This is a genomic window from Pseudomonas sp. GL-B-26, assembly GCF_019947405.1.
Taxonomy (GTDB): Bacteria; Pseudomonadota; Gammaproteobacteria; order Pseudomonadales; family Pseudomonadaceae; genus Aquipseudomonas.
The window spans coordinates 71,426-79,821 of record NZ_JAGYGJ010000031.1; the positions used below are offsets into that span (position 1 = coordinate 71,426).

Sequence of the window (8,396 nt, forward strand, 5' to 3'; positions counted from 1 at the left end):
GGACCACGACTCCGGCGTCAGCTATTCACAACCCGGTCTGTAAGGCTGCTGAAAGCTTGCCTCTCTATATTCAGCAGCCATAACAGACGGATAACCGGGACCACCCGGAGACACGCCTGATGAGCGAGCTTTTTTACAACGCTGTGCCGAATGCGACCCGCGTCGCCCCGCCACTGCCCGAGCCTCGGCAATACCCCAGCGAGAAACCGTCACGGGTCTACCTGTTCGGAACTTGCGTGGTGGATTTGTTCTACCCGGAAGCCGGGATGGACGCGATTCACTTGCTGGAACGCGAAGGCATTCGTGTCGAGTATCCGCAGGGGCAAAGCTGCTGCGGGCAACCGGCCTACACCTCGGGTTACACCGATCAGGCGAGGACCGTGGCACGCTCGCAACTGGCACTGTTTGCCGGGGACTATCCGGTGGTGGTGCCGTCGGGATCGTGCGCCGGGATGTTGCGCGAACATTACGCCGACTTGTTCAAGGACGAGCCGGAAACCTTGAAACAGGTTCAGGCGCTGGCTGCCCGGACTTATGAACTGGCCGAGTTTCTGTTGTTTGTCTGCAAGGTGCAGCTCAAGGACAGTGGCGAGCCAGTCAAAGTGGCGTTGCACACGTCGTGCTCGGCACGCCGTGAGATGAACACCCACTTGCATGGCCGCGAGTTGTTGGCGCAGCTCCGTAACGTGGAGCGAGTCGACCACAACCATGAAAGTGAATGCTGTGGCTTCGGTGGGACTTTCAGCGTCCGTATGCCAGACATTTCCGGCGCGATGGTGGCTGACAAGACCCGGTCGTTGAAGGAATCCGGCGCGCACAAGGTACTGAGTGCCGACTGCGGTTGCCTGATGAACATCAACGGCTCGCTGGAGAAACAGAAGGAAGCATTGCGCGGCCAACACCTGGCCAGCTTCCTTTGGCAGCGAACCGGAGGTGTTCTATGAACGCTTCCGCGATTATTCCTACGGTTGCCGTGGAAGAAGATTTTCGCACCCGGGCTCACAAGGCGTTGGGTGACAAGCAACTGCGAAATAACTTTCGCACGGCGATGGATTCGCTGATGACAAAACGGGCAGCGTCCTTCAGCGATGCCCACGAAAGAGAACATTTGCGAGTGCTCGGCAATGCTGTCCGTGCCCGTGCGTTATCCAAGTTGCCCGACCTGCTCGAGCAGCTTGAACAGAACCTGACCCGCAACGGTGTGACAGTGCACTGGGCGGAAACGGTGGACGAGGCCAATGGCATCGTCTTATCGATCATCCGCGCTCACGAGGGGCGGCAAGTGATCAAGGGCAAATCGATGGTCAGCGAAGAGATGGAAATGAATCACTTCCTCGCTGAACAGGGCATTGAATGCCTGGAATCGGACATGGGCGAGTACATCGTCCAGCTCGACCACGAGAAGCCTTCACACATTATTATGCCGGCGATCCACAAGAATGCCGGTCAGGTCGCGTCCTTGTTCCACGACAAACTTGGCGTGGAATACACCAAGGACGTTGACCAACTCATTCAGATCGGTCGCAAAGTCTTGCGGCAGAAATTCTTCGAAGCGGACATCGGCGTCTCCGGCGTCAACTTCGCCGTGGCCGAAACAGGCACCTTGCTGTTGGTGGAAAACGAAGGCAACGGACGCATGACCACCACGGTGCCACCGGTACACATCGCCGTCACCGGCATCGAAAAAGTCGTGGAAAACCTGCGCGATGTGGTGCCGCTACTGTCACTGCTGACCCGTTCAGCCCTCGGCCAGCCGATCACCACCTACGTCAACATGATCTCCGGCCCACGCAAGGAGCATGAACTCGACGGCCCTCAGGAAGTGCACCTGGTATTGCTCGACAACGGTCGCAGCCAGGCCTTCGCCGACAGCGAATTACGCCAGACCCTGAACTGCATCCGCTGCGGCGCCTGTATGAATCATTGCCCGGTCTACACCCGAATCGGCGGCCACGCCTATGGGGAGGTTTACCCTGGGCCTATCGGAAAAATCATCACCCCGCACATGGTCGGTCTCGCGAAAGTCCCGGACCACCCGAGTGCCTCGTCGCTGTGTGGCGCCTGCGGCGAAGTCTGTCCGGTAAAAATTCCGATTCCGGCACTGCTGCGTCGCCTGCGAGAGGAGAACGTCAAAGCCCCGGACAGCCCTCATCAAGTGATGCGCGGCCAGGGCAGCAAGTACTCGCGCAAAGAGCGGTTTATCTGGAATGCCTGGGCGAAGCTCAACAGTTCACCCACGCTTTATCGACTGTTCGGCTTCTTCGCCACTCGCTTGCGCACGCTGGCACCGAGCAATGTCGGCCCGTGGACGCAAAACCACAGCGCACCGAAACCCGCCGCCCGCTCACTGCATGACATGGCCCGCGAGCATCTGGCCAAACAGGGAGATCGCTGATGAGCGCCAAGCAAAATATCCTCGCCAAACTGCGCAAAAGTCTGACGGGCACCACGCCGGTGCCTGACGATTTTGACGTCGAACTGGTGACAGCGCCCTACACATACACCGCCGAGCAACGCATCCCACAGCTGCGCAAACTGATGGAAGTGGTGCACACCGAAATCCATCTGACGTCCGGTGAAGGTTGGCCTTCGTTGCTTGCTCAGTTGTTGCGGGACCGCCAGTTGCCGAGTCTGTTGATCGCACCGACTACACCTCACGGTCAACGTGTCACTCAGCACTGGGCGAAAAATCCTGATCTGCCAACGCTCAAGTCCTACGACCGTCCGGTTGAAGAATGGAAGACCGAATTGTTCAACGACACGCCGGCCAGCCTGACCGGCACCCTCGGTGCAATCGCCGCCACAGGTAGTCTGATTCTCTGGCCGACGCGGGAAGAACCGCGACTGATGAGCCTGGTGCCGCCAGTGCATTTCGCCCTGCTCAAGGCCAGTGAAATCCGCGACAACTTCTATCAAGTGCAGCAGGAATTCGAGTGGGCCCAAGGCATGCCGACCAACGCCCTGCTGGTGTCCGGCCCGTCGAAAACCGCCGACATCGAGCAAGTTCTGGCCTACGGCGCTCACGGTCCGAAAGACCTCGTGGTCATGATCCTGGAGGACCAATGAATCTACCGGCGGCTTTCCTGCGAGATGCGCAGCAACTGATTCCCCAGGAGCGACGTTTCGACGATCCGCTGTCGACCCTGGCCTTCGGCACCGACGCCAGTTTCTACCGGCTGATTCCGAAACTGGTGATTCGTGTCGAGTCCGAAGATGAAGTGGTTGCGCTGCTCAAACTGGCGAAACGGGAGAAAGTCCCGGTGACCTTCCGCGCCGCCGGCACCAGCCTGTCCGGACAGGCCATCAGCGATTCGGTGTTGATCGTCCTGGGGGATAACTGGAACGGTCGCGAGATTCGCGGGCAAGGTACGCAAATCCGTCTGCAACCGGGCGTGATCGGCGCGCAGGCGAACGCGTGGTTAGCGCCGTTCGGACGCAAGATCGGCCCGGACCCGGCGTCGATCAATGCCTGCAAGATTGGTGGCATCGTCGCCAACAATGCCAGCGGTATGTGCTGCGGCACGGCGCAAAACACTTATCACACGTTGGCGGGCATTCGTCTGGTGCTGGCCGACGGCAGCCGTCTCGATACCGAAGATGCGGCGAGTGTTGCGGCGTTTCGTGAGAGCCACGCTATGCTGCTTGAACGCCTGGCAACGTTGGGCCGCGAAACCCGCGCCAATGCCGAATTGGCGGCGAGAATTCGCCACAAATACCGTCTGAAAAATACCACCGGGCTGTCACTCAATGCGCTGGTGGATTTCGACGAGCCTGTGGACATCTTGAGCCACTTGCTGGTGGGCTCCGAAGGCACCCTCGGTTTCATCAGCGCGGTGACTTACGACACGGTGATCGATCATCCGAACAAGGCCTCCGCGCTGATCGTGTTTCCGGACGTGGAGACCTGCTGCAACGCCGTAACCGTGCTGAAAAGCCAACCGGTGTCGGCCGTGGAACTGCTGGACCGGCGCAGTCTGCGTTCGGTGCAGGACAAACCCGGTATGCCCGCTTTCGTACAACGGCTGTCGAACAATGCCTGCGCGCTGCTGATCGAATCCCGCGCCGCATCGTCCACTTTGCTACAGGAACAACTGGCGCACATCATGGCGTCGTTGACTTCTTTCCCGGTGGAAAAACAAGTCGACTTCTCCGAAGACCCGGTGGAAAACGCCCGGCTCTGGGCGATCCGCAAGGACACCTTCCCCGCCGTCGGCGCCGTGCGCAAAACCGGCACCACAGTGATCATCGAAGACGTGACCTTCCCGGTGGAACAACTGGCCATCGGTGTAAACCGCTTGATCGAACTGTTCGACAAACATCACTACGACGAAGCGATCCTTTTCGGACACGCGCTGGAAGGCAATCTGCACTTCGTCTTCACCCAAGGCTTCAACAACCCGGAAGAAGTCGCACGCTATCAGGCGTTCATGGACGACGTGGCGCAGTTGGTGGCGGTGGAGTTCGGCGGTTCGCTGAAAGCCGAACACGGCACCGGGCGCAACATGGCCCCCTTTGTCGAACTGGAATGGGGCAGCGATGCCTACCAGTTGATGTGGCAGCTTAAACGTCTGCTTGACCCTAATGGCATTCTCAACCCGGACGTGGTGCTCAGTGAGGATCCACAGATCCACCTCAAGCATCTGAAGCCGTTGCCAGCCGCCGATGAGATTGTGGACAAGTGCATCGAGTGCGGCTTCTGCGAACCGGTCTGCCCATCAAAAGGCCTGACCCTGAGCCCGCGCCAGCGCATCGTGATCTGGCGTGACATTCAGGCAAAGAAACGCGCAGGCGTGGACACCACCGAACTCGAAGCCGCTTACGAATACCAAGGCATCGACACCTGCGCCGCCACCGGCCTCTGTGCGCAGCGTTGCCCTGTAGGAATCAACACCGGCGAGCTGGTGAAAAAACTCCGCAGCCGGAAGGCAACTCATACGAAAACCGCCAATTGGCTGGAAGGTAATTTCGCCACTGCGCTGCAAGGTGCACGTTTCACCCTGCACGTAGCCAACGGTGCGCGAATGCTGTTGGGGGCGCCACGACTGGCAAAGCTTTCGGCAACGTTGACGCGCCTATCCAAAGGTCAGGTCCCGCAGTGGACAAACGCCATGCCGCAACCGGAAAAAGCCATTCGCTTCAGCCCGACCGTGTCGGACGAACGCCCTCGAGTGGTGTACCTCGCGGCCTGCGTGTCGCGGGCAATGGGCCCGGCGGCGGGTGATAAAGAGCAAATGTCGCTGTACGACAAAACCCGTGGGCTGCTGGAAAAAGCCGGTTACCAAGTGGTCTTCCCGGACAACCTGGACAACCTCTGCTGCGGACAACCGTTCGCCTCCAAGGGCTACGCCGAACAGGCCGAACACAAGCGCCAGGAACTGATCGGCGCCTTGCTGCACGCCAGTCGCGGCGGGCTCGACCCGATCTATTGCGACACCAGCCCCTGCACCTTGCGTCTGGCCCAGGACCTGGGCGATGTGCGTCTGGACCTGTACGACCCGGTGCGTTTCATTCGTACGCATCTGATGGATCGTCTGGATTTCACGCCGCAGGAAGCGCCAATCGCAGTGCACGTCACCTGTAGCACCCAGCACCTTGGGGAAAGCCAGGCGTTGATCGATCTGGCGCGCAAGTGCAGCAAAAACGTGGTTATTCCTGAAGGCATTCATTGCTGCGGGTTTGCCGGCGACAAGGGCTTTACCACGCCCGAGTTGAATGCTCATTCGCTGCGCACGCTCAAGGACGCGGTTCAGCAGTGTAGCGAGGGGATTTCTACCAGCCGCACGTGTGAAATAGGTCTGACGCAACACGGCGGAATTGATTACCACGGGCTAGTCTATTTGGTGGATCGGGTAACGCAGGCGAGGGTTATGCAAGAAAAACAGAACCCTGATGCGCTGCCATAGTCCACAGAACAAGCCCGGAGGTTACCGGGCTTGACCCAAACTCGGCAGCCCGTCCTGATGGCCAGCGATGCCTGGACCCTCAGTTCAAGGAGATACTCATGAAACGTTCTGTACTGTTAGGTCTGTTCGTTACTGTCTCGCTGATGGCGTCCACCTCGTTTGCCGCCGAAGACCTGTGTGCGGTCAACCTGAAAACCATCGAAAATGCCAAGGCACAGACTCCTCCGGAGATGGCTGATCAGGTAATGGACAGCGTCAAGCAAGCCAAAGCCGATCAGGCAAAAGGCACCAAGGAAGGGACGGATGATTGCATCGCCGAGACCGAACAAACTATCCAGGAAATCAAGAACGCGAACAAAGGCGGGAAGTAATCCAGCACAAGGCCAACCTTCGAGTTGGGCTTGTGGCCCCCGGTGCCACCCAATATGAAGCAAACCAAAACCCGCCAATTGCGGGTTTTGTTGCATCTGGGGTTGGTCATGTGGAAGAGGCCACCAGCGAAAAGACCCGATTGCGCCCGCTTTTAATGCCATTGCTTTTATCAAACAATTTTTTCATAACCTTTCTGCTAAAACCGAATTCCTGCGCCGCTCCGTAGTCTTTTAAATAGGCCCCATCAATCGTGGCTTATTTTCCGACCTCGGCCGAGCCGCCCGCTCATATAGCACCGAGACCATCAGTTCAAGGAGATATCCATGAAACGTACCGCACTCGCTGGTCTGTTCATTTCTGCTGCAATGTTGGCCTCTCCAGTATTTGCTGCGGACAACAACCTTTGTACGAGCAAGCTGCAAGAGCTCAAAAACAAAGTGACTTCACTGCCGGCGAGCTCCGGGAACACCGCAATGGAGATCAAAAGACTGATGTCCAGCGCCGAAGCTTCCCAAGCTTCCGGGGACGACAAAAAATGCGTCACCGAGGCCACCCAGGGATTGTCACTCGCTGACCAACAGCGCAACCAAGCCAACCCATAATCCGCGGTGGCCAACCTTCGGGTTGGCCTTCTGAGACGTGTTGGCGTACACTGCACGGGCTTGTTGCTCACTTTGATTCACAGAGCAACAGGCTCGGGGCCGTTTAGGATTCGACGCCGGTTGCGAAACTTTAGGTGCATGCCGAGTTGGTAACAGAACTCGTAAATCCACTGTTGCAACTACTTATAGTTGCCAATGACGAAAACTACGGCCAGGAATTCGCTCTCGCTGCGTAAGCAGCCTTAGCTCCTGAGCTTCTGGTACCTTCGGGTCCAGCAATCACCAGGGGATGTCTGTAAACCCAAAGTGATTGTCATATAGAACAGAATCGCCGTGCAGTACGTTGTGGACGAAGCGGCTAAAACTTACACAACTCGCCCAAAGCACCCTGCCCGTCGGGTCGCTGAGGGTTAACTTAATAGACACGGCTACGCATGTAGTACCGACAGCGGAGTACTGGCGGACGGGGGTTCAAATCCCCCCGGCTCCACCACTTCAACATCTAAAGACGTCCACGGACGTCTTTTTTTGTGCCTGAAATCCAGTGAAATCAAGGGTTTCCAGCGCTTCTGGGGGCCAACGAGGTTTTTGGAGTTCCAGACAGCTTGGTATCCCAGGTGGTATTCCCGGCTACCCGAAGCTAATCTTTGGAATACCAAAAAGTGTCATGGAGTACATCTCATGTGCGCTCAAACCACCCGCCTCTCCGACCGCTAGCTCAAGGCGATCAAACCGAAAGACAAGGACTACGTCCTCACCGATGGCGACGGCTCCAGCTGCGAGTCAGGGTCAATCGCTCGATGCAGTGGAATTTCAACTACCGGCATCCCGTCACCAAGAATCGAATCAACATGGCACTCGGCACCCACGCGAATAGCCAGACCGCCAACATGGCGTTGAAACGAATGGGCTTTCAGGACCGCTTGGTCAGCCACGGCATGCGCTCCATGGCCAGCACAATCCTGAACGAGCATGGGTGGGATCCGGAACTAATCGAAGTCGCGCTGGCGCATGTCGATAAAGACGAAGTTCGAAGCGCCTGCAACCGGGCGGATTACATCGAACGCCGGCGTCCGATGATGGCTTGGTGGAGTGAACATATCCAGAAGGCGGCCACCGGCAGCCAATCGGCATCCGCCATCAATCAAACCAGGGACCGCAACGTCGTGCCGATACGCTGAGCATCCGAAGGTTGGCGACGCCGGCGACAATCCGTGTCGTGCAGCAGGGCGACAGAAGTAACGACTGTCGCTAAATCTCTCGCATGCCTGCGCTTCTGCGGCCAAGCCCCTGAGTATGGGAAGGCTCCGCATTCCCATACTCAGGGGCTCACGCTTAGAAGGTCTATCAGACAACCACGAGTTGCGTCTTTTTACTTGGACAACTCCTCGGCGCCGACAACCATGGTCAGGTACGTGTTAGCCGCTGAAGCAAACCTTCCACATCAGTTAGCGCTGGAGCATGGGCTCCGGCATACCGGCAAGATATGGATGCGCAAGCCGCTGAAAATCGCAGGCGC

At 57.9% G+C, this 8,396-nt stretch carries 6 protein-coding genes, 1 other RNA gene and 2 pseudogenes; 8 read left to right on the forward strand and 1 reads right to left on the reverse strand.

The window, feature by feature from the left end; genetic code table 11:
• Positions 1-119 precede the first annotated feature (119 nt).
• From KGB23_RS20060 to KGB23_RS20095, 8 genes and pseudogenes are all read left to right on the forward strand, one after another.
• The gene (locus KGB23_RS20060) at positions 120-944 is read left to right on the forward strand and encodes a (Fe-S)-binding protein (RefSeq protein WP_223432315.1); all 825 of its coding nucleotides are present in this window, start codon (positions 120-122) and stop codon (positions 942-944) included.
• Complete coding sequence (locus KGB23_RS20065; protein ID WP_223432316.1) at positions 941-2,395, forward strand: LutB/LldF family L-lactate oxidation iron-sulfur protein; 1,455 nt, start codon at positions 941-943, stop codon at positions 2,393-2,395. The genes KGB23_RS20060 and KGB23_RS20065 overlap by 4 nt, the downstream gene beginning before the upstream one ends.
• Positions 2,395-3,066, forward strand: coding sequence for a lactate utilization protein C (locus KGB23_RS20070; protein WP_223432317.1), 672 nt, complete (start codon positions 2,395-2,397; stop codon positions 3,064-3,066). Before KGB23_RS20065 ends, KGB23_RS20070 begins: the two co-directional genes overlap by 1 nt.
• On the forward strand, positions 3,063-5,903 hold the full coding sequence (locus KGB23_RS20075; protein ID WP_223432318.1) for an FAD-binding and (Fe-S)-binding domain-containing protein: 2,841 nt from the start codon (positions 3,063-3,065) through the stop codon (positions 5,901-5,903). The genes KGB23_RS20070 and KGB23_RS20075 overlap by 4 nt, the downstream gene beginning before the upstream one ends.
• 98 nt (positions 5,904-6,001) lie before the next feature.
• Positions 6,002-6,274, forward strand: coding sequence for a hypothetical protein (locus KGB23_RS20080; RefSeq protein ID WP_223432319.1), 273 nt, complete (start codon positions 6,002-6,004; stop codon positions 6,272-6,274).
• A 324-nt stretch (positions 6,275-6,598) separates the two neighbouring features.
• Positions 6,599-6,877 carry a hypothetical protein gene (locus KGB23_RS20085; protein WP_223432320.1) on the forward strand — a complete coding sequence of 93 codons (279 nt, stop codon included), beginning with the start codon at positions 6,599-6,601 and terminating at the stop codon, positions 6,875-6,877.
• Positions 6,878-6,972: 95 nt separating this feature from the next.
• Positions 6,973-7,370, forward strand: a transfer-messenger RNA (tmRNA) gene (ssrA, locus tag KGB23_RS20090).
• 370 nt (positions 7,371-7,740) lie between these two features.
• Positions 7,741-8,058, forward strand: a pseudogene (locus KGB23_RS20095) (tyrosine-type recombinase/integrase); the annotation flags it as partial.
• A gap of 226 nt (positions 8,059-8,284) precedes the next feature.
• On the opposite strand, the pseudogene KGB23_RS20100 reads toward KGB23_RS20095, so the two are convergent.
• Positions 8,285-8,396 (reverse strand): annotated as a pseudogene (locus KGB23_RS20100) (carbohydrate kinase); the annotation flags it as partial.